Below are 17,100 nucleotides of genomic sequence, written 5' to 3'. Positions count from 1 at the left end.
AGCCTATAGGAATGAGATAAGGAAATAGTTGAAAGAAGTGTTCAGTAAACGAGTTGTGACAATATATGCAGATGAAGAAAAGAAATTAATAAAAGGGTCACTGGGGTGGGGGAAGACCCTTTGATCATAATAAGTGTGTAGAAGGATGTTAGATAGCATTAGATTATGGTAGCTTAAAGAAGGCGTTTATGGATGTAGCCAATAATAAAGGTGTTACTTATGCATAAAACGAGCGCCAACAATAATTAAAAGAATAAATAGGACAACGATTAGTGCAAATGATAAATTATCATGTTTGCCATAGTCTGTATGATAAACTTCATTTCCCATATTAAATCTCCCCCTTTCTATAATCTAGAATATGTAGAGTTATAGATAGGAGAGATGCTATTCATCTAATTAATCATTCCTTCCTTTCGTAAAAAAATAATTTAATCACTCTATTAACCTATTTATGTATTAAAGTAATTACTTGTGTTTTTCAAGTTCTTCGATACGTTTTTCTAGCTTTTTAATCTTAGCATCAGCTGATGAAGCAAAAGCAAAAGAAGCTGCTGCAAATAGAAAAGCTATTAAAGCAAAAGTATTCATCGGAAACCTCCTAATAATGATAAAGGAAAACTGTCTGCATTAATTTACGGATGAAACTGGCAAAGGTTTCAAATAGTTTAAAGGCGATGAATAAAGAAAAAGCCGCAGCGTTTGTATACGCCACAGCTCGAATTGGTTTATGCCCGTCGATGGCTTAGTCAGATACGCACTATAACACATTGAAGATACATAGTAATCACATTCCTAATAATGCCTTTATTAAACTTAATTATTTTCTAAGTACATCTTTTAATAGCTGTATCATTTCAGCCTGCTGTTCTATTTTTTTTCGACCATTTCGATTAATTGCAGCAAGCTCTAAGCCAATTGCAGCAGCAAAGAAGAATAATAAACTTTCATACATATAAAAACCTCCAAACGTTTAAATCAAATAACCTTACTCAACTGTTCCTTTAGTAAATTCTTCTGATGCTCGTTTTCTTCTTTACGCTGATATACATTGTTTCGCATGAGGGCGATAATAACAAGCAATGTCCCTGCAACATCAAAAATTGTTATTTTATATCCTTGGATCATCATAATGACTAATGTTGTGATTGGGACGAAGTTAATGAATAAAATTGCATTTACGGACGATAAAATTTTTACGCCATAGTTCCAACTAAGTAATGCCACAAAACCTGGTAATATCATCATGAATAATAAATCATACTTAACTACAGAAATCGTTCCTATGTTTGGCATAGACACATGCCCTTGGATTGTAAATAACACTGTTAAGAAACCTGTTACAATTGTTCCAAAAACACATGTCAATGTTGAATAGCGAAGTGTAGACCAATCACTAAATGATGCTCCACCCATCGTATAAATCACCCATCCAACAACACCAATGAGGATAAATGCGAGTGAAAACAGATTATGCTTAAGTGTAAGTAAGAAGCTTATATCACCTTTTGTAATGACAAAAATTGCACCAATAAAAGCAATAGCCATACTGATCATCATGTATTTCTTCGGTTTCACATGTTTAAATCCCCATAAAACGCCAATTGAAATCATCGGCATGAGCGCCTCCATAATAGAAGCTACCATAATACCTGATTTTCCCATTAACATTTGGCCATAGAAAATTAGCACATTATATACAGTAAAAGCCATCGTTCCGTAGAAGACTAGCAGCTTTCCTTTTCCTTCAAAATGAAATGCCTGTCTTCCTTCTTTTATCCATAAGAAAATGACTAGTATAATAGCTACTGCTCCATATCGTATAGTTGAAAAATAGAATGGATCTATGTAGGCCAAAGCATGATCCGCGACTGGAAACATTGCTCCCCATGACATACTTGCTATTAAACATGCCACTGCGCCTTTTAATAATTGAACATTTTTCACATTTATCACTCCGTATATCCCAATTCTTTTTAAATTCCGCAATAGCCATTATAAAAAAGAATATGCATCATGTATAATGATTGAAAACGATTAATAACATCATTTAAAATGATATTTTACAAGAGGAGCACTTAATGGAACTACGAGACTTGTTGATTTTTAAGAGCGTCGCAAATCACGGAAGTGTGAGCCATGCAGCAAAGGAATTAAATTATGTTCAATCTAATGTAACAGCGCGTATAAAGCTATTAGAAAAGGAGCTCAAAACATCGCTTTTTTACCGCCATAAAAAGGGGATGACATTAAATGCAGAAGGAAGAAAAATGCTAGTATATGTTAATAAAATTTTGCAGGATGTCGAAGAATTGAAACAAGTATTTTTAGATAGTGATTCACCAGCAGGTACTTTAAAAATTGGTACAGTTGAAACGGTGAATATATTGCCAAATATTCTTGCTTCTTATTACAAAGAGTGTCCCAATGTCGATTTAACACTGCAAGCTGGTTTAACTGAAGAACTTATTAAAGAAGTAACAGATCACCAATTAGACGGGGCTTTTATTACCGGGCCCATTAAACATCCACTTTTAGAACAATATGATGTATGTAATGAAGAACTCGTTCTTATAACCCCCAAAAAAACTTTTCATATAGAGGAATTTATGACTACACCAATTCTTATGTCAAATCAAGGTTGCGGTTATCGAGCGAAGCTAGAGCAGTGGCTTAAAGACGAGGGCTTACTCCCTAAAAGGATCATTGAATTTAACATATTAGAAACCATTTTAAAAAGTGTTGCAATTGGTCTAGGAGTTACGATTGTTCCGCGATCAACTGTTGAACATCTTTCTACTACAGGCAAGGTTTATTGTCATCCAATCCCAGATAAATACGGCATTATTTCAACCGTCTTTATACGACGGAAAGATGCATATATGACAAAATCGATGGAATATTTTTTGAAAAAAATTGTTAAGCACCAATAACTTTCACGGTTTGTTTTGACGTCCCGATACTGATTTAAATAGTGTCCTTCGAGTATCAGGGATTTTAAGGGCATTGAATCCAAAATGAATGGCAAGATTTAAAAGATACAGGAACAATTGGGAAAGAATAAACACAAAGAGCGCGTATATCCTATTCGCCAGTATTAATATTGCTGAAATAATGGTCCTTTGAAAGAATATTTTATTGCGTTAAAAGTACATTAAGGTTTTTCTATTTAAATCTAGTCTCATTTTGTGGATATAACTCTAATTGAATTGTATTTTTATAAAAGTCAATAGACCTTTTCAAATTTTGTACAAACAATTCTAAACGCATATAAATTTCCATTTTCAAGCCCCCGTAGATAAAAAATAGTTATATCAACGTGATAACGAGTTGAAATGATTGGTGTTACGAATGTTAATGTTACAAAATTTTTTATTATTCATCCCAAAGGACTGAATATATTCTCCAATTTAAGAGCTTTTATGTTACTTCACATTTTGAGGATAAAACAGGGCTTTAGCGGGATACTTGAAGAGGACTGGTATTACTGAAGATGACAAGAAAGGAAAACAGGCTATGTGAATGAAAATTAATAATGAAATCGAATTATTGCATGAACGGCATCGTTTTTGAAAGAAATTGTGCATTAAGGGGGGTTTCATGGTGGGCTTAGATAATAATAAAGGGTCACGCTGCGAGTAGTGACCCTTTACTAGCATAGTTCTAGTGCAAACTTCAAAAGTACTAATTATATTTTAGTGAAACTACCTGTGTAGAGACGTATAATCAAACGCGTACCTTATGACCAATGTATTGGGCTCTTTCCAATTTAATTGATATGCCCCTTTTGAAAAGGGTCTATAGCCATCATCGGTATGTGTATTTATTAAATATTTACTCTATGATATCAAAGGGGTGGGGGAGGTTCAGCTCAATTCGTAGTCTTACAAAATGTATTACATGAAGGGTTACCTTTGTTGAATGAGTATGTCCCCATTTGAATTAAAAATGCATAAATGAATAACTAATTGCAAATCCACGGGGTGAAGCTTTTCTACAAGAATCCAAGTACTAAGAAACAAATGAAAGAGGGATTTTTTCCCTAATTGGAGAATATAATACTAATAAGAAAATTTAAAGGGGTGACGAAAAAATGAATAACAATATTAAAGATGTGGAAAAAAAGCATAAATATAAAATCTATCCAAAATCAGAAAGACTAACAGTAGTCTTTTTATTTACATCCGTCCTAGTTTGGGGGTTTTATGATAGATTTACGACAGGTCATTGGGGAGTTCCAGCATATTTGATAATCATGACTTTTGTCTTTAATTTAATTGTTAGAAGTTATTATAGTAGAAAGGAAAAAAAAGGAGACGGAAAATTATAACTTTACATAAATACCTAATTAAGTTAGTGTAAAATAGTACCAAAAATACTATTATAAGGTGATGAAATGTTAAATTCAAAAAAAATAATTGCTAGTGCTCTTTGTTCAACTATGTTATTTGCAAGTAGCAGTGTATGTATTCCTAATGCATATGCCTCAGAAATTGCTCCAACAGAGTATAGGGTAGTAGATTCTGTAACTACGGATAGTTCGCTTAATTTTAATCTAGTTAATTCTTTAAATAATATTGATATTAATGTTGAATATACTGACGATGGTTTTGTAGTAAACTCACTCAATAACGGAAATGAAAAAAGTACTTTGATTTATAATAGTTCTACTGGTATTGCTACTTTAAATGGTAAAGATATTAATCTTGAGATAACTGAACCTGACTTTAATGCAGATACAAATTCAGATATGTCAGTTTATGCTACTGATTATGTTTATGTAGCTCCAGCCAGTCTTTCTTTTAAAGGTGTAGCTACATCATTTAGTGATGTAGCCACTTTAATGACAGGTGTAATTGTTATAGGTGCATGGTTAGGAGTAAAGCTTCCTAATAAATTAGTATCTGATAAAGTATCAAAAGCATTAGGCGCAATTGGTGTTACAGCTCTAATAGTAGAAAGACAGGTGAGCGGCACATGGAAAGCGGATTTGGTCAGAACAAAAGATAAATTTAATACTGGGTACCCAGGTTCTATAAATCAATATCAATACAAGTTTCGTTATCAAGATATTAATTCATCGCTAACAATTGGACCTTGGAAAATAGATTTTGCTGTTGATAGTGTTGGCGATTGGTGGTTCCAAGATAAACCTATGAGATAAGAAACATTTATTTTTAAGAGCTCTGCACTAACTGAATATGACTGTTTAATGTATCATCTTATCGTAAAAAACCAGGCGCTCGAATGAGTACCTGGTTATTTTTCTATTTTAATACAGAATCATTTAACAAAACATTAAATTCGTCAACTTTACTGTTGTCTGAAATCTGTTGTTACGAGCGAAGTTGTAAACGTAACAGGGCTATATCTCAGCTCTATATCACAACGGTAGTAGCAGAGGGGAGGGCAATAAATTGGAACAAAAGAAACCAGTGATTCCGTTGAATCTTCAGTACTTTGCAGACACAACCATGCATGCTCGTGATGCTATTCATGGTGCACAAGGGAAAGCGTATGTGAGGGTTGAAGGAAAACGTTATTTATTTGCACAGCTAATCAACCTAGAGGCACGTATGGACAAAACCAAAACACAAGTCCCTATTATGGGTCGTGTAGCTAAAGGGAATAGATCAACAGGTGCAGAGTATCCAGAAAGTGCCACATTCTATTTCAATACATCTATTTTCCGTAAATTATTGAAGCGTTATAAAGACACTGGAGAAGATGGCACAAACAGCCTGCCGACTACTCTTTCAAGAGTGCTACAAGGCAGGTATTGACTTTGTTTTCATCACAGAAATATCGTAGCCAAGCTCGCCAAAACTATCTATATGAGCAAGGTAGAACAAGACCAGGGCAAGTAGTTACCTGGACACGAAATAGTAATCATACATCGCGTAGAGCTTGGGATATTGCTGTAGCACCGCCAAGAAATTTATATGATATTTCTACTCTTTCAAAGGTTGGGGCAATAGCTAAAAAACTAGGAATCACTAGGGGAGGCTATTGGCCTGTAGGTCAGTATGATGCACCTCATTTTGAAATTCCTACAACATGGAAGATGCCTGCAGGTTATAAATTTGAAGGACAAGTAATCGTGCCCTCAAGTAGTGCCATAAAGGTACAACTCATTGTAGAGGATACACAAAAACAAAAGGAGGATGATACTATGAAATTCACAAGCACAACCGCAAAAGCTGCAGTACGTGATTACATTCAACAAGCCGTAGACAAAAAGGTGATTGATAAGTCATGGCTTGAAAAATTCGATAATGGAACTATGACAAGTGGTGATTTTGAAGGATTGAAGATTATCATTGCACAACGTAGCGTTTAACAGCAAATGCCTGTTACCTTAATCGGTAATGGGCATTTCATAAAAATATTATAAGAATAGTAATGTAAATGATATGCCAATAGTCAAATTAGTGAACTTGTTATTAGCAATATTTTTTGTTTTTATTGAAAATATCAAGCATAAAATGGAGTTAACGCTATAAATGTATATATAGCACTAAAAAAATATCGATACCACTAAAAAAAGATGGGAATAAGTGGCGTGATTTGGCGGACTTGACGAATTTCCTTTGAGTAGCGCCAAATTAATGGCGTTCACACCGTCAAAAAAGTGGCGTGAACATAATATTGAATTGGGGAAGTTACCAATGATAGGATAATAATTAACTCGAGGTAAGGATTTGCTAGTGAATCAAATACAAGTTTGAAGGGATAAATCATGAAACATACAAAAATTATTAGTATTTTACTAACATTTACTTTATTAATTAGCATTGTATTTCCATCAGCTGCCTCAGCAATGGAATTCACAGATAATGATCAAAATGAAAGTTTATATTCGGAAACTGAATTATTAGTTCCTCAACTAGATACAGAGGAATATAATAAATACATTTTAGATACTGAAAATTATATAAATGAGCATCCAGAATTTAAGGAACTATATGAATCATTTACCGATGTTGAAAGACAATATTTTTGGGATTCTATTAACATTGCACGAACTCCTTTTATGAATTCACTGGAATCTGAACAATTTATTGTTGCTCCGAGGGTCGCTCCGATTGTATGGTTCGTTGCAGCTACATGTGTTAAACTAGTTGTAAAACAAATTCCAAAAGCAACAGTGAAATTTTCTTCACACGCAGTTATACAGGCTAATGCACGTCAACTTTCTTCCAAACAAGTTGCTGATGCAATTGTAAATGGAAAAAAATTCATGGATAAACATACACGTGCTAGAGCTATTTATGATAAAGATCAAAATATTAATGTAGTGTTTATAGGGAATTCAAAAGAGGTTGTAACGGTTTACAAACCTGATAGTGGGGAAATCGCTAAGAAATTTATTAGTAGTAACTGGGGATGGTAAGATTTAATTATGGCAACCTTATACGATAGATCATTTGATGCATCAAAGACAAGTTTAGAAGTGGTTAATATAGAGAGTGATACTGTTTCCAGTAATATTTTGATTAAATTTAATTGTGGTGAACATCATTTAGATTTTAAGTTTTTGGTTTTACGAAGTGATCTTATAATGCTGCATACGCTGATATTAAATAATTGGGACGAATTATTGGAAGCAGAAGTATGGGACTCAACGGATCCATCTTTTTCATTTGCTATTTTAGCGAATAATAGTGACCTAATTGATGAACAGATTTATCAATTCCAATTTTGGATTGATGCAGGAGAATATAACTCTCATAGAGCTACTCGTTCCGGTATTGGTATTACAATTTATCAAGATAGAAAATCTATTGAACAATTTGCATTACAGATAAAAAAAGAATTTGATTAGGATTTAAAGCAAAGGCCAGGCGCTCATTCAACAATGAGTACCTGGTTTTTTTTATTTCCACAAATTAATTACTTAATAAAATACAAAAATAAATAAACCAAGACAGCTACATGCCATCTTGGTTTATTTTCATTTCTAATAATACTTGTTTACGTTCTAATATTAATTCCATGAGCTCGTCTAAATCTTCCTCTAAGGCGTGGTCTCTTATAAAGCTACGTGCTCCAGATCGTGCACTAAGATATTTAGCACGTTCTTTATTCTTCGCTTGCCAACGTTTATTCGCCTCAGTCTGCGGATTTTTCTTCATTAAATCCTCCTCTTTAATATAGTACGATGTCTTTAAAAAGAAGTACCTAAATTTTTCCCCAATTTACATTTAAAAAACACAAGTTGAAAAACTGTTGGTTAATCATATGAATGGTACCAGACGCTCAAATGTGCACCTGGTTTGTTTTTTATTAAAGCAGAACTGATTATCCAAAAAGAAACAAATTGTAAGGTATTGTCATATGTGTATATGTATATTATATAGTTATTAAAATAGTTGCATCATTTCTTTAATGTTTAATTATAAAGAAGTTAATAATCTAAAAGTAAAAGTTGTTGTATTGATTTTTTCTACTACTCATACGTGTCCGGATGAATTTTTATTTACTATTTATTCCTGCGGTACACTTTTTACAAAAAGTTCGTGTACCGCAATCTGTACCACAGTTAAATACATTTAGCTATGCTTCGTTAGATAGGTATAGAAACCCACATTAATACAAACCCTTGATATTATGCACATCAAAAAATTAAAAACATCAGGATAGAAATCAAGGTCATAAGTTATGCTTATAGTTATTTTTTTATAAACCCTTTGATTATCAAGGGTTGGGGAGGGGCTAACCACATTGGTGCCCCAAAAAGTGCCCCATTTTAAATGAAAAATAGTGTTTTAATCGAAATTGACTATTTCACTTAGAACTTGCATTGCTCTTTTCTCTCGATCTGCAAACGAATGAGCGTAGGTTTTTAAAAGAGTAGAAGTAGTCATACCAAGGATTTTGGCAATCGTTGTTGGCGGTGTACCAGATGCAATTGAGATGGTAGCAAATGTATGTCGTAAACCATGAGGAGAGATGAGTTTAACGTCATATAATTCATGCATTAAGATTAGCGTTAATCTAGCTGCATTTTGATTAAGAGGCTTGCATGTTTTACTAATAAAGACAAGGTCATCCTCACTATGTTGAATCCCGAAAATTAATTTTCTTTCGATACACCATTTTCTATAACGAACTAATTGTTTACTTAGTACCTCGGTCATATCAATACAACGGATACTATTTAGTGTTTTGGCAGAGCGCTCCCCATAAAAATCACGAGTACGATTGATGTAAATTAGATTATTCTTAAAATCTATATCGGACCAACGTAAACCTCCAGCTTCGCCACGTCTCATACCAGTAGCTGCTAGAATAGAAATTAAAGTATATCTTGAAATATCACAAGATTGCTTTACACATTTAAGTAAGTATTCTAGCTCAGTCGGAGTTAAATAATTGCCCTCGACTTCATCATTATTAATTTTTTCTATCCTAGGTAATTCAGCTTTCGCAATGCGGTTTTTATCCAAAATATCATCTTCTACAGCAGCATTAATACATCCAATGAAAAAATTATGATACATTTGAATGCTTTTTGGAGCAGCTATTAAAGATAATTTATCAATAAAATCAGATTGGTATAAACTTTTGGACAGTCGAGATAGCTTATATCTACCGATATAAGGTTTAATGTAAATTTCAATTACATTACGATAAGTTTTAGGGGAGGTACCTTTCCATTTTGATTTTTTACGATCAAAATAAATATCTACCCATTGAGCAATTGTCATGTTTTCATTAAATATTATTTTTTCTCCACCATTTAAAACAGTAGCTTTTAATGCTGTTAATGCTTTTTCAGCTTCGATACTAGAGTTAAAGTTTTGTCTCGTTTTTTCTCTACGTACTCCAGTATGGTCATAAAATTTGTAACGGTAGGCAAATTTCTTCTTCTTGTTTGAATCATAATACCAATAAATATTTTCCTTTTTAGTACTATTAAGTTTCTTTCTAACCATATCGTCCACTTCCTATCTAACTGACCCGGACAGGTACATTGATTAGAGTTTAAGGACAATTAGAACATCACTCCTTTCACAGTAATTTGAAGCAGATAACCTATATTAAACTCACTTATGAACTGTCCTATATTCATCATCTCATATTTAGAAAGGTCATATTATGCAACCTCTGCATAATCTGCTTATTGTTATATTGTGTTAATCTCCTGAAAGCAAAATCGTATTCTACGTTAAAGATTTGCATTACTTTCATAATTGTTTGTGGTGTATGATCGTCTATTGACAAAGCCTCCAACATAAAAGTAGGAATACAAGAGTGGTACATAAAATTATTGGCCTTGAATTCCTGATATTCACGAAATAGGGGATACATATGAAATTGATCACCTGTATGTAATAGGGCATGTGATAGCTCATGGCAAAAGTCTTGCCATTGTAGCTGTGGCGATTGATTTTCATTAAGAAAAATATAATGCCGTCCATTAATAAATAAGGCCTGACTTTTTTCTTCCCAATAAAAAACTTTCAAGCCCATTCTATAGGCTATTTCTTCCACATTTAGTAGGGTAGGGTCTATAATACCCAAACGAGAAAAAAACTGTTGGACATAATCTTCAAGGTGAGTATAGTGCATGGATATCAACCCCTAAAACGACAATAAGGAACGTATGTTCTGTTTTAATATACAATAAAACCCCACTTTTGAAAAGTGGGGTTAAATCGAATTATCTATCTTTTAGGTAGTTTAGCTTGTCAAAACTTATATATCCATCATGTTGAAGTCTTGCAAGAACTATTCCAGGCAGAACATTTTGAGATTGTGCAAATTCTCTAATGGAGAGCTCATCAAAATACATATTTGAAACATACTGGGTGTAAGCATCTTCATCTATGAAGAAGTTTCTTGCAAATTCGTTGGCCTCATTTTCTTTTTTATCAATATTATATTCTATAACTTCATTTTCCATAGTAATTATTTGTTCTCCAGGTACGTAATGTAGAATTAGATGGCCAATTTCATGCATTAGTGCAAACCAAGTATGATCATGAGTTTTAAATCTTCCACTAATAAAAATTGCAGGATTATCTTTATAAGTTGTAACGGCTCCGCGAACTTTACTATTTTCTATAGCATTATAAAAAACCAAATAAATTCCTAAGCGATTTAGCAATTTTTTTGCACTTTTTAAAGATTTTTTATAATCATTATTTAGGGCCAATAACTTGAACTTATCTAAAGAGTTAATTAATTTTTCTTTACTATAATCAATATTTGATAAGTCTTTATTTTGTAGATCAATTTCTTCTTTAGCTAAATTTAACCAAATTGCAATAGCTTCCTTTTCACCTCCATCTTCCATAAAATCAACATTTAAATTTGTATATATTTCATCAAATTGTTCGAATTGGTGCAGTCCTAATAACTTTAGCATTTCATTTGCTTGTTTATTTAAGTCCCAACCCAATCCACTGAAAATCTCATTAAACTTAAATCTTTTGGCAAACGAATTCAATTGATCTAAATTATAGTGGTTTAAAGTTAGATTTTGATTCGCTATAAACTCACGATACTTATTTTCATAGTTAGTCCAATAAGATGATGGAATCTCTGGAAAAACACTAGTTAAATTTTCTGCAATTTCATCTGTTAAAAAGGATTTTCCATCTAGTAAATTTTTTAATTCTTTTTCATTAATACCTAAAATTTCAGCGCATTTTTGTTCATCTATCTTTGATGCTTCTAAATATTCTCTGATTATTGAGCCTATATGTACAATGAATTCAGTCATTAAAATTCCTCCTTTCTTAGTGATAGTCGCTTATTGTTAAAATTTCAATTGACGTTATTGTTTTTAAATCCAATTCATTCCAATCCCCAGTAGGCTTCAATATAATTCTAAAATTTTTAGAAACATCTACACCCCAACAATCATCATAATCTCCATTTAGCTTATGTCTACGTGGAGGAGGGATATGAGGAATTTCTTCTAAATTATTTGCTGTACGTAATTCGGACAATCTGTTCATTACGTTTTTATAAATTTGTGTATATTCTCTTTTTATTAAACGTTCATTAGTTAAAATTTTTTCTAATTTTCCTGTAGTATAAGAAATATTCATTTGGAACCTCCTTATTTGATAATGGTTTAAACATTCATAATACTCTATTCATCTAAGGTTTATAGACTGACATTGATCGTATGTAATATAATTGTTTTAGATAGGAGTATTTATAATGCTAAAAAAAAATAATTATTTTGAATATGCCCAGTCACTATCTAATCAGTACTCTACAATTCTTAGTGATGCTTCAATTGAAGAAAAACTGTTAGAAGTATTCAATGGGCAGCTACAAATCGATAAAGAAAATATGACAGCAAGGGAATATCTGAACGCATTTTTGTTACAAAATTACCCTAATGAAATCGCAGTAAAATCAACATTTATTAAAAATATTCTTTTTAAAACTAAAAATCATGTATCCATTTTTGAATTAAACGTAGGGCAAAGTAGGCTTGATTTATGTAAGATTAGCACGTTAAGCACCGCTTTTGAAATAAAAACAGATTTAGATACACCCCAACGATTAAAGCAGCAAATGGATGATTATTTTCAAGTTTTTGAAAAAGTGTATATTATATGTTCAATAAATAATATTGAGAATATGATTAATTATACTCCAAAAGAATGTGGAATTTTCACATACCGTATCACAAAAAACGGAAGGTATATCTTTAAAAAAATTAGAACAGCCCAAAAATCGAATTCTATTTCATCATTTGCCCAATTATCGATTTTAACTAAAAAAGATTTAACCTCATATTTTTCTTGTCCTTATTTAGAAAATAAGGAGGAGATGATTAATAAAATTATTGAAAATGTAACTGAAGAAGAAATTAATAAACAATTTAAAAATTGTTTAAAAAATAAATTTCAATTCAAGTGGGATTATCTTGTAGAGCATAGTACCGATATTTTAGAAATAGACTATCAGTGGTTCTACAAGAACAATATAACTCCAAAAATAGTATACCTATAATAGGTATACTATTTTGTTGCCTGTTCTTCTATATACCTAGTTAATGTTATGTTATTCCAAGTTTTCCAAGTCCCGAATTTGTCTTCCATACATTCGATTTTTTGTATTGCACTACATGACCTAGTTGGATCAAAGTACGAAATCCTTAGTAATACATCATTTCTCACAAATCTATACCCTCTTACACCAGCACTTGAATCATTATGTTTAATGGAATAGAAAGCATTGACTTCTTTACAGTAGATTAAGGCTAATGCTGTTCCCATAGGTCCTCCTCCAGCATTAACTGGTAAATCATCCTTTAAACCGCCGAAATCACCAAAACCATCTAGTTTATAGTGCTTATATAGAATAGAAGCTTTATTATTGATTTTTTTTGTAAATTCTAGATGTTCATAATCACCGTTTTTTATTTTCCTTGATCTAGGGGAGTTAAGCAGTATTTTTTTTGCGTCTGTTTCAAAATCACGAAACTCCTCTAACTCAATAAATTTTGAATCAATATTTTGGTTTCTAATATCTAACATTAAGTAATCATTCTCTGTCAAATGCTGTTCAAAAACTTCCTCAAATTCATCAAAGAAGCTGTCAGTGATTCTTATTGAGATACTTGAATTTGATTCTTTCAATTGATTAATAAGTCGTATCAAATCAAATTCACTGATGCTAAACCCTTCTTTGATTGAAATAACTGGTATTAAATTTTCGTAATTTCCTATATCTAGCATTCTAGTTTTATAATAGGCAAAATCTCTACTTAAATGAATAGAGAGTTCGACATTATTAAATGATCTACTATCATCATATTCATTTGCACTAAATCTAAAGAAATCAATAAATGCTTTTTTACCTTTTAGGATTTTTTCTATATGTTTTAAAGTGATAATATCAGCTTCAGTTGGTGGTAATTTGATTCTATTTCTTTTTTTACTATTGGGCTTTTTTTCATATAAAAAATTACCTGCTTCATCTTTTTTGTACTGGGTTAAATAAAAATCTTTATAAATTTCTATTAGCGGAATAATAGAGTCACTGAAATATTCATTCATTGTCTGAATTACTCTTATTTCTTCATCACGATTTTTCATAATAGGTATATACATATCCATCTAACCTCCAATTAAAGAATGTATTATAGCTTGGTTATTGATATAGTCAATATTACTCGCGTAAATATACCTATAACTAACCTAAAAAAAATAAAAAACAAAAATGTTGAATATTTACAATGTGAGGTGCTTTTAAAGGACATGAATCTATCATGTCCTTTTTTTAGATTAAAATATTAGGGTGCTGGGCGCTCGTGGGTATATTATTGTTTCCTTACTCAATACCTATGCGTTGCACCTTCTGACTACATAAAAGGATTCGTCAGCTTGGCTCAAAGTTGCCATAGTAAAAATTACCTTAGGTTTCCTCTGAATTCACCCAGTACTTCCTCTATAATTACTTATAGAGTGGGCATTGTCATACCAATTTCGCTGTTATCAAATGCAGATGCAACTCGACTTGCTGCTCCATATAACTCTGTGTTTGCAAGAGATGACTTATGGTTTCCTAAGAAGTTATCCATAGCGTCACCCTCTTTTGTGAAGTTACTTACAGCACCGAAAATTGTTGTTCTATCAGCTAATGCTTTAGAAGTAATCAAATTGTTATCAAGATCGCCTTTAAGCGATCTTTTCTTTATGTTTCCATAAAGTTCAGCATATGTGTTCACCCTAAGTAGTAATTGTATTAATTACAATTCTCCTTTGTCCCTCAAAATCTCCCACATCTTACGCAACTTCTCCAAATCTTCTTCCTTCGACTTCGGCAATTCCTTGTACCATTTTTCAAGGGTAGGGTTGTTGGCGAAAGCCTGGAACTCAGCTTCGTCTTTTTCTTGTTGAGAAAGGGGGGCAGGATTATTTGTATTACCTAGTAGGTAATCAGTTGTCGTATTTAATGTATTTGCTAAAAGTACAAGCATTTCATTAGAAGGAGTACTGTGCCCATTCTCATAATTACTGATGGTACCTTTAGTTGTTTGAACTTTAATTGCTAATTGTTCTTGTGTCATTTTTTTGGCTTTTCTGGCTATTTTCAAACGATGGTCCAACATGAAATCACTCCTTGTACAAGTAAATTGTACTATTTATTTATGATATGTGCACAATGAAAATAAAAAGTACAAAAAAGTCATACAATAAATATTGACGTATGAGAATCTTGTTGTTATTATTTAAGTACAAGTTATTCATACAAAGGAGGTTGTACTGAATGAAAAACTTGAATTTGATTACTGCTAGAAAAAAGAAACAACTTACTCAAGCCGAATTAGCAAATTTGCTTAAAACTGTTAGTAAAGCTGCGATTTCTAATTGGGAAACTGGATACTCAAAACCTAGGTTGGAAGTAGCTTTGGCTGTTTCGAGAATTCTAGAAGAAGATGTAGCCTTTTTATTTGGTTATAATGTACAAGATACTTGTACAAAAAGACCTGCTATTTCCTGAGAAATTTTATCCGTCCTCATAGCTCACGAAGCGGTAGCAACGCTAATCCAACAACGAAAGGGGGTGTGAGCATGACTAAATCAAAGCGTAAAAAGAAACGCAAAGAGCAGTTTCCTTCACAGCAATTTCGAAATCTTAAAGGTTCTAAACGCGAACGAATGATTGCTGAACGAAAAGCCAAGGGCCTTTCACAGGGACAACTCGGAAAATTAATTGGTTGTTCAACTGCTCTGATTAGTCATTTAGAGGTTGGACGAGCTAATCCAAATATAGAGCTTTCAATGCAGCTAGAACAGGTTCTAGAAACACCATTTTTTGAATTATTCCCAGACTTATAAAAAAGTTCTTGACTTGAGGTTGTCTCCTTTTTTCCAATTTTAAAGTTAAATATACTTCGTTGGATAGGTCAAACTCGTAAATGAAGTTAAATACATCAGAATACATCAGGATAATAAGCAAGTTAATTCTAAAAATGTAAAAACGCCAATTTCTATAATAAATAGTATTAGAGAAGGAGGTCTCAAAATGAATCAATTATCAAGGAATATCCCGAGTACAGAAGTTGCAGAAATGGTCGGGCGTGACCATAACGAAGTCTTGAAAGATCTGAGACGCATTATTGCTCAATTAGGAGAGGGGAATTTACCCCAGTCCTATTTCATCGAATCTACTTATACAAATAGTCAAAACAAGCAGCAACCTTGCTTCTTGTTAACTAAGAAGGGGTGCGAATTATATGGCACTCGCATGACTGGCGAAAAGGGTACACATTTCGCTGTTAAATACATCGAACGCTTCAATGAAATGGAGCAACAGATTGAAAAGCAACTATCACAAGATCCTATTACATTAGCGCTTGAATCAGTGTTAAATACGCGAAAGCAATTACAGAGCATCCAAATGGAAGTTGTTGAAGTTAAAGAAACTGTACAAAACCTTGTTGTCACAATGCGTATTGATGGCAATCAAGAAGCGCAAATAAGTAAGCGTGGTCGAGAAGTTGTAGTAGCCGCGTTAGGTGGTAAAGAATCGAATGCATACAAAAAAATAAGCCGTCAAGTATTTTCAGCTTTTTGGAGAGATTTCAAGAATCATTTTGAAGTCCCGAGGTATGGAGAAATTCCTAAAACACGTTTTGCTGAAAGTATCAAATTTATCTCCATGTGGCAGCCATCTACTACGCTGAGAATGGAGATTAACGCATACAACCAACAAGTGTTAAAACTTGTTGAAGGTGGTGCCAAATAACTGTGATTAAGAATGCTACAGACATTACTCAATTAGTTCTGGAGAACGCTGGCCTTTCTAGAAAGGAACTATTAGAAAGGTACGACCAAATAGTACAAGCAACCGTTAGGCAACGAACACTTTATTGGGATATCGATGATCTAGTTCGAGAAACTAGATTTAGTAAAGCGTCATTAGAAAAATATATTCTTTGTGATCCTCGAATTAGGGAGCACCAAAGACAAATAGGTTCAAGATATAAGCGAGTTTGGTTAGCAGAGCCAACAGCAAAAGTAATTGATGAAATTCTCAACAATAATTAAAAATACAACTACCCGGACAGGTATGTATAAGAGATTGGGGCAAACAATCTCATATCTCAACTATAAAGATAAC

General features: G+C 32.7%; 24 protein-coding genes. 12 read left to right on the top strand and 12 right to left on the bottom strand.

What is annotated here, in order from left to right; all coding sequences use genetic code 11:
- Window positions 1–213: 213 nt before the first annotated feature.
- From NV349_RS12150 to NV349_RS12135, 4 genes are all read right to left on the bottom strand, one after another.
- On the bottom strand, window positions 214–330 hold the full coding sequence (locus tag NV349_RS12150; RefSeq protein WP_080717009.1) for a YjcZ family sporulation protein: 117 nt from the start codon (window positions 328–330) through the stop codon (window positions 214–216).
- A 138-nt stretch (window positions 331–468) separates the two neighbouring features.
- Window positions 469–591: a hypothetical protein gene (locus NV349_RS12145; protein ID WP_256375530.1), complete on the bottom strand. Its 123-nt coding sequence runs from the start codon at window positions 589–591 to the stop codon at window positions 469–471.
- Between the two features lie 229 nt (window positions 592–820).
- A complete protein-coding gene (locus NV349_RS12140; protein ID WP_080717008.1) occupies window positions 821–955 on the bottom strand; it encodes a YrzO family protein in 135 nt (44 codons plus the stop codon).
- Between the two features lie 23 nt (window positions 956–978).
- The gene (locus tag NV349_RS12135; protein WP_442916451.1) at window positions 979–1,896 is read right to left on the bottom strand and encodes a DMT family transporter; all 918 of its coding nucleotides are present in this window, start codon (window positions 1,894–1,896) and stop codon (window positions 979–981) included.
- 185 nt (window positions 1,897–2,081) lie between these two features.
- Here NV349_RS12135 and NV349_RS12130 point away from each other — a divergent pair, with 185 nt between their 5' ends.
- The 7 genes from NV349_RS12130 (at window position 2,082) to NV349_RS12100 (ending at window position 7,825) form a co-directional block, all read left to right on the top strand.
- A complete protein-coding gene (locus tag NV349_RS12130; RefSeq protein WP_271910046.1) occupies window positions 2,082–2,933 on the top strand; it encodes a LysR family transcriptional regulator in 852 nt (283 codons plus the stop codon).
- 1,160 nt (window positions 2,934–4,093) lie between these two features.
- The gene (locus NV349_RS12125) at window positions 4,094–4,330 is read left to right on the top strand and encodes a hypothetical protein (protein ID WP_036116996.1); all 237 of its coding nucleotides are present in this window, start codon (window positions 4,094–4,096) and stop codon (window positions 4,328–4,330) included.
- A 66-nt stretch (window positions 4,331–4,396) separates the two neighbouring features.
- Entirely contained in the window at window positions 4,397–5,164 is a 768-nt protein-coding gene (locus NV349_RS12120; RefSeq protein WP_271910045.1) for a hypothetical protein, read from the top strand.
- Between the two features lie 253 nt (window positions 5,165–5,417).
- A complete protein-coding gene (locus NV349_RS12115; protein ID WP_170829827.1) occupies window positions 5,418–5,783 on the top strand; it encodes a phage tail tube protein in 366 nt (121 codons plus the stop codon).
- Between the two features lie 2 nt (window positions 5,784–5,785).
- Complete coding sequence (locus NV349_RS12110; protein WP_036116908.1) at window positions 5,786–6,340, top strand: M15 family metallopeptidase; 555 nt, start codon at window positions 5,786–5,788, stop codon at window positions 6,338–6,340.
- A gap of 399 nt (window positions 6,341–6,739) precedes the next feature.
- Window positions 6,740–7,393 (top strand): hypothetical protein, encoded by a 654-nt coding sequence (locus NV349_RS12105; protein WP_271910043.1) that lies wholly within the window; start codon window positions 6,740–6,742, stop codon window positions 7,391–7,393.
- A 9-nt stretch (window positions 7,394–7,402) separates the two neighbouring features.
- Entirely contained in the window at window positions 7,403–7,825 is a 423-nt protein-coding gene (locus NV349_RS12100) for a hypothetical protein (RefSeq protein WP_036116903.1), read from the top strand.
- Window positions 7,826–7,931: 106 nt separating this feature from the next.
- Here NV349_RS12100 and NV349_RS12095 read toward each other — a convergent pair whose 3' ends face one another.
- The 5 genes from NV349_RS12095 to NV349_RS12075 form a co-directional block, all read right to left on the bottom strand.
- Window positions 7,932–8,135 carry a hypothetical protein gene (locus NV349_RS12095; RefSeq protein ID WP_058843690.1) on the bottom strand — a complete coding sequence of 68 codons (204 nt, stop codon included), beginning with the start codon at window positions 8,133–8,135 and terminating at the stop codon, window positions 7,932–7,934.
- Between the two features lie 633 nt (window positions 8,136–8,768).
- The gene (locus NV349_RS12090) at window positions 8,769–9,938 is read right to left on the bottom strand and encodes a tyrosine-type recombinase/integrase (protein WP_271910042.1); all 1,170 of its coding nucleotides are present in this window, start codon (window positions 9,936–9,938) and stop codon (window positions 8,769–8,771) included.
- Window positions 9,939–10,074: 136 nt separating this feature from the next.
- Window positions 10,075–10,575 (bottom strand): ImmA/IrrE family metallo-endopeptidase, encoded by a 501-nt coding sequence (locus tag NV349_RS12085; RefSeq protein ID WP_271910041.1) that lies wholly within the window; start codon window positions 10,573–10,575, stop codon window positions 10,075–10,077.
- Window positions 10,576–10,666: 91 nt separating this feature from the next.
- Window positions 10,667–11,731 (bottom strand): ImmA/IrrE family metallo-endopeptidase, encoded by a 1,065-nt coding sequence (locus tag NV349_RS12080; RefSeq protein WP_271910040.1) that lies wholly within the window; start codon window positions 11,729–11,731, stop codon window positions 10,667–10,669.
- 16 nt (window positions 11,732–11,747) lie between these two features.
- The gene (locus tag NV349_RS12075) at window positions 11,748–12,062 is read right to left on the bottom strand and encodes a type II toxin-antitoxin system RelE/ParE family toxin (protein ID WP_271910039.1); all 315 of its coding nucleotides are present in this window, start codon (window positions 12,060–12,062) and stop codon (window positions 11,748–11,750) included.
- Window positions 12,063–12,177: 115 nt separating this feature from the next.
- Here NV349_RS12075 and NV349_RS12070 point away from each other — a divergent pair, with 115 nt between their 5' ends.
- On the top strand, window positions 12,178–12,981 hold the full coding sequence (locus tag NV349_RS12070; protein WP_271910038.1) for a sce7726 family protein: 804 nt from the start codon (window positions 12,178–12,180) through the stop codon (window positions 12,979–12,981).
- A gap of 8 nt (window positions 12,982–12,989) precedes the next feature.
- Here the strand turns inward: NV349_RS12070 and NV349_RS12065 are convergent, their stop codons facing one another.
- From NV349_RS12065 to NV349_RS12055, 3 genes are all read right to left on the bottom strand, one after another.
- A complete protein-coding gene (locus NV349_RS12065; RefSeq protein WP_271910037.1) occupies window positions 12,990–14,090 on the bottom strand; it encodes a beta family protein in 1,101 nt (366 codons plus the stop codon).
- 341 nt (window positions 14,091–14,431) lie between these two features.
- Window positions 14,432–14,554 carry a hypothetical protein gene (locus tag NV349_RS12060; protein ID WP_271910036.1) on the bottom strand — a complete coding sequence of 41 codons (123 nt, stop codon included), beginning with the start codon at window positions 14,552–14,554 and terminating at the stop codon, window positions 14,432–14,434.
- Window positions 14,555–14,722: 168 nt separating this feature from the next.
- Window positions 14,723–15,085 (bottom strand): helix-turn-helix domain-containing protein, encoded by a 363-nt coding sequence (locus NV349_RS12055; RefSeq protein WP_271910035.1) that lies wholly within the window; start codon window positions 15,083–15,085, stop codon window positions 14,723–14,725.
- 158 nt (window positions 15,086–15,243) lie between these two features.
- On the opposite strand from NV349_RS12055, the gene NV349_RS12050 reads away from it, so the two are divergent.
- From NV349_RS12050 to NV349_RS12035, 4 genes are all read left to right on the top strand, one after another.
- Window positions 15,244–15,477, top strand: coding sequence for a helix-turn-helix transcriptional regulator (locus NV349_RS12050; RefSeq protein WP_271910034.1), 234 nt, complete (start codon window positions 15,244–15,246; stop codon window positions 15,475–15,477).
- 71 nt (window positions 15,478–15,548) lie between these two features.
- Entirely contained in the window at window positions 15,549–15,815 is a 267-nt protein-coding gene (locus NV349_RS12045) for a helix-turn-helix transcriptional regulator (RefSeq protein WP_271910033.1), read from the top strand.
- 187 nt (window positions 15,816–16,002) lie between these two features.
- Complete coding sequence (locus tag NV349_RS12040; RefSeq protein ID WP_271910032.1) at window positions 16,003–16,725, top strand: Rha family transcriptional regulator; 723 nt, start codon at window positions 16,003–16,005, stop codon at window positions 16,723–16,725.
- Between the two features lie 2 nt (window positions 16,726–16,727).
- On the top strand, window positions 16,728–17,027 hold the full coding sequence (locus NV349_RS12035) for a hypothetical protein (protein ID WP_271910031.1): 300 nt from the start codon (window positions 16,728–16,730) through the stop codon (window positions 17,025–17,027).
- Window positions 17,028–17,100 lie beyond the last annotated feature (73 nt).

The sequence above is a fragment of the Lysinibacillus sp. OF-1 genome (assembly GCF_028356935.1).
Lineage (GTDB): Bacteria > Bacillota > Bacilli > Bacillales_A > Planococcaceae > Lysinibacillus > Lysinibacillus fusiformis_D.
Note: the sequence above shows the minus strand (reverse complement) of the source record. Positions and strands in the feature narration are given on the sequence as shown.

Bases quoted from the DNA above. Each gene is read 5' to 3' on its own strand.
- NV349_RS12150 (WP_080717009.1), bottom strand. From the start codon at position 330: ATGGGAAATGAAGTTTATCATACAGACTATGGCAAACATGATAATTTA.
- NV349_RS12145 (WP_256375530.1), bottom strand. From the start codon at position 591: ATGAATACTTTTGCTTTAATAGCTTTTCTATTTGCAGCAGCTTCTTTT.
- NV349_RS12140 (WP_080717008.1), bottom strand. From the start codon at position 955: ATGTATGAAAGTTTATTATTCTTCTTTGCTGCTGCAATTGGCTTAGAG.
- NV349_RS12135 (WP_442916451.1), bottom strand. From the start codon at position 1,896: ATGTCATGGGGAGCAATGTTTCCAGTCGCGGATCATGCTTTGGCCTAC.
- NV349_RS12130 (WP_271910046.1), top strand. From the start codon at position 2,082: ATGGAACTACGAGACTTGTTGATTTTTAAGAGCGTCGCAAATCACGGA.
- NV349_RS12125 (WP_036116996.1), top strand. From the start codon at position 4,094: ATGAATAACAATATTAAAGATGTGGAAAAAAAGCATAAATATAAAATC.
- NV349_RS12120 (WP_271910045.1), top strand. From the start codon at position 4,397: ATGTTAAATTCAAAAAAAATAATTGCTAGTGCTCTTTGTTCAACTATG.
- NV349_RS12105 (WP_271910043.1), top strand. From the start codon at position 6,740: ATGAAACATACAAAAATTATTAGTATTTTACTAACATTTACTTTATTA.
- NV349_RS12100 (WP_036116903.1), top strand. From the start codon at position 7,403: ATGGCAACCTTATACGATAGATCATTTGATGCATCAAAGACAAGTTTA.
- NV349_RS12095 (WP_058843690.1), bottom strand. From the start codon at position 8,135: ATGAAGAAAAATCCGCAGACTGAGGCGAATAAACGTTGGCAAGCGAAG.
- NV349_RS12090 (WP_271910042.1), bottom strand. From the start codon at position 9,938: ATGGTTAGAAAGAAACTTAATAGTACTAAAAAGGAAAATATTTATTGG.
- NV349_RS12085 (WP_271910041.1), bottom strand. From the start codon at position 10,575: ATGCACTATACTCACCTTGAAGATTATGTCCAACAGTTTTTTTCTCGT.
- NV349_RS12080 (WP_271910040.1), bottom strand. From the start codon at position 11,731: ATGACTGAATTCATTGTACATATAGGCTCAATAATCAGAGAATATTTA.
- NV349_RS12075 (WP_271910039.1), bottom strand. From the start codon at position 12,062: ATGAATATTTCTTATACTACAGGAAAATTAGAAAAAATTTTAACTAAT.
- NV349_RS12070 (WP_271910038.1), top strand. From the start codon at position 12,178: ATGCTAAAAAAAAATAATTATTTTGAATATGCCCAGTCACTATCTAAT.
- NV349_RS12065 (WP_271910037.1), bottom strand. From the start codon at position 14,090: ATGGATATGTATATACCTATTATGAAAAATCGTGATGAAGAAATAAGA.
- NV349_RS12060 (WP_271910036.1), bottom strand. From the start codon at position 14,554: ATGGATAACTTCTTAGGAAACCATAAGTCATCTCTTGCAAACACAGAG.
- NV349_RS12055 (WP_271910035.1), bottom strand. From the start codon at position 15,085: ATGTTGGACCATCGTTTGAAAATAGCCAGAAAAGCCAAAAAAATGACA.
- NV349_RS12050 (WP_271910034.1), top strand. From the start codon at position 15,244: ATGAAAAACTTGAATTTGATTACTGCTAGAAAAAAGAAACAACTTACT.
- NV349_RS12045 (WP_271910033.1), top strand. From the start codon at position 15,549: ATGACTAAATCAAAGCGTAAAAAGAAACGCAAAGAGCAGTTTCCTTCA.
- NV349_RS12040 (WP_271910032.1), top strand. From the start codon at position 16,003: ATGAATCAATTATCAAGGAATATCCCGAGTACAGAAGTTGCAGAAATG.